3 protein-coding genes are annotated in these 2,545 nt (G+C 71.7%); all 3 read right to left on the bottom strand.

What is annotated here, in order from left to right; all coding sequences use genetic code 11:
• The coding region (locus tag FNH08_RS48755) for a LacI family DNA-binding transcriptional regulator (RefSeq protein ID WP_152778333.1) at positions 1-949 on the bottom strand (949 nt) is incomplete at its 3' end.
• Between the two features lie 125 nt (positions 950-1,074).
• Positions 1,075-1,254, bottom strand: coding sequence for a hypothetical protein (locus FNH08_RS48750; protein ID WP_152778332.1), 180 nt, complete (start codon positions 1,252-1,254; stop codon positions 1,075-1,077).
• An 18-nt stretch (positions 1,255-1,272) separates the two neighbouring features.
• Positions 1,273-2,388 (bottom strand): hypothetical protein, encoded by a 1,116-nt coding sequence (locus FNH08_RS48745; protein WP_152778330.1) that lies wholly within the window; start codon positions 2,386-2,388, stop codon positions 1,273-1,275.
• Positions 2,389-2,545: the final 157 nt, after the last annotated feature.

Below are 2,545 nucleotides of genomic sequence, written 5' to 3'. Positions count from 1 at the left end.
GGGTGACGGACCGCGGGGTGCGGCCCTCGATGCGGTCGACCAGGGCGCGTACGGCGGCCCGGCCCAGCTCGCCCGTCGGCTGGGCGACCGCGGTGATCGGCGGATCGGTGTGCACGAACCACGGGATGTCGTCGAACGCGGCGAGCCCGATGTCCTCGGGGACCCGCAGCCCCCGCGCGCGAACGGCGTCCAGCGCGCCGAGCGCCATCAGGTTGTCGGCCGCGAAGACGACCTCGGGCGGCTCGGGCAGGTCCAGGAACCGCTCGGTGGCGGCCCGCCCGCTCTCGGCCTGGAAGTCGCCCTGGCCTATGTAGGCGTCGGGCAGTTCCAGGTCGTACGCGCCGAGGGCCTCCCGGAAGACCTCGACGCGCTCCCGGCCGGTCGTGGTCGCCGCGGGGCCCGCGATGATGGCGAGCCTGCGGTGGCCGAGCCCGTGCAGATGGGCGACGAGGTCCCGTACGGCCTCGCGTCCGTCCGCCCGGACGACCGGCACGTCCACGCCGGAGATCCACCGGTCCACGAACACCATCGGCGTCCCCGCCCGTACGGCGTCCAGCATCAGCGGGGAGCCGCCGTCGGTGGGTGAGACCAGGAGCCCGTCGATCCGGCGGTCCAGGAGGGTCCGCACGTGGTGGTCCTGGAGATCGGGCCGCTCGTCGGCGTTGCCGAAGATCACGCTGTAGCCGAGGGCGCGGGCCTCCTCCTCGACGGCGCGGGCCAGTTCCGTGAAGTAGGGGTTCATCACGTCGCTGATGACCAGGCCGAGGGTGTGGGTCTGGTCGGTGCGCAGGGAGCGGGCGACGGCGTTCGGGCGGTAGCCCAGCGTCTCGACGGCGGCCATCACGCGCGTACGGGCCTCCGGGCTGACCGACGGGTGGTCGTTCAGGACCCGGGACACCGTGGCGACGGACACGCCGGCTTCGGCGGCGACGTCCTTGATGCTCGCCATCGTCGCTCCACCTCCTCGTGGAATCGATTACACGAGGGATTGGAATCGATTACACGGGGATTCGGCAAGACCCGCCGCATCTCCCGAGACCGGATCGTGATCGAGCGTGACCTGGTGACCACTCGTCAGGATCGCCGGCTGTAGCTGACCAGTGACGCACCCACGACCGACCCGACGGCCGGCAGGAGGAACTGCACGAAGGCGTCCCAGCCCCAGAGGAGCCCGGCGCACACCGTCGCCGTGTTGACGCCCACGGCGAGAGCCCACATGGCGGCGCTTTGGGCCTGCGGAGAGAGTGGAGACATATCTCGTTCCCTTCCTCGTCAGATCGCGTAGTGCCAGGTGGTGAGCATGTAGGCGCCGTACCAGGAGCCGAACAGCGAGGCGGCGGTCAGGGTGACGACGGCGGTTGTGGTGCGGGCGCGGGCGAGGGCGCGGGCGGCCGGTATGAGGAAGACCAGCGCGGGGATCAGCAGGCGCAGTTTGGAGTGGTAGAAGTTGCTCTGCCCCAGCGCGGTGATCACGATGACGGTGCCGTAGACCGCCAGGGGAGGCCAGATCTCGTCGCACCAGGCGACCATGGTGCCGGCGAGGAGCGTAAGGACCAGCAGGGCGGTGCTGACGGGGACCCAGCCGTCGCCGCGGCTGAGGGTCTTGACGAGGAAGTCGACGAAGCTGGCTCCGTTGTCCCAGCGGGTCCCCCAGCCCGCCTCCTGGATCGCGAACCAGGTGCCGGGCCGGCCGGTGCGCCGGTCCACCCACAGCAGGTACGCGGGAGTGCCGCAGGAGGCCAGGACCAGGGCGGCGGCCGGATGCCAGGTCATACGGCGCGTGTCGCGCAGATGCAGCACGACCGCGACGGCCAGGGCCGCGACCAGGGCGACGGCGACGGACCGGGTCAGGCCCGCGAGCAGGATGAGGCCGCCCGCCGTCAGCCATGCCTTGCGGTGGACGGCGAGGAGGGCGGCGGCCGCCAGCGCCAGGAACAGGGACTCGCTGTACGCCATGAGGAAGACCAGAGCCATCGGCTGCGCGCAGGCGAGCAGGACGAGCGCGATGCGCGCGGTGCGCCGGCCGTACAGGTCGAGCAGGAGCCGGTGGACGCACAACAGCGCGACCGTCAGGGCGAGATGGGCGACGACGAGCGCGGCGGTCTGGTGGCCGAGCCCGGTCACGGCGTGGACGGCGCGGACGAGGAACGGATAGGCCGGGAAGAAGGCCAGGTCGCCGCCGCTGAGCCCGTCGGCGGTGAAGGAGAAGTCGTGGGAGTAGCCGTCGCGTGCGACGGCGACGAACCACTGCGCGTCCCACGACAGCAGCCGGGCGCGGATTCCCGGGCCGCCCGGCGGGTTCATCACGGCGAGCATCGCGAGGTGCAGCAGGAGTGTCGCCGCGTAGACGGCGAGGGGGAAGCCGGATGCGCGGGCGGCCCGCTTCAAACGTCGCCCTGCTGTCGGCGGCCCCGACGGGGGCGCACCGGATGGTGCGGCTTGCGGGGCGCGTTCGGTCGGGCTGTCCGTTTCGGCAAGGCGGGGATGCGAGGGCATGGGGGTTCGCATTTCTTGCTCAGGAACGTGCGGGTGGGGGGTTCAGAAA

The sequence above is a fragment of the Streptomyces spongiae genome (genome assembly GCF_009377185.1).
Taxonomy (GTDB): domain Bacteria; phylum Actinomycetota; class Actinomycetes; order Streptomycetales; family Streptomycetaceae; genus Streptomyces; species Streptomyces spongiae.
Note: the sequence above shows the minus strand (reverse complement) of the source record. Positions and strands in the feature narration are given on the sequence as shown.

What these genes read in the sequence shown, in the direction of transcription:
- FNH08_RS48750 (WP_152778332.1), bottom strand. Translation starts at nt 1,254, where the DNA reads ATGTCTCCACTCTCTCCGCAGGCCCAAAGCGCCGCCATGTGGGCTCTC.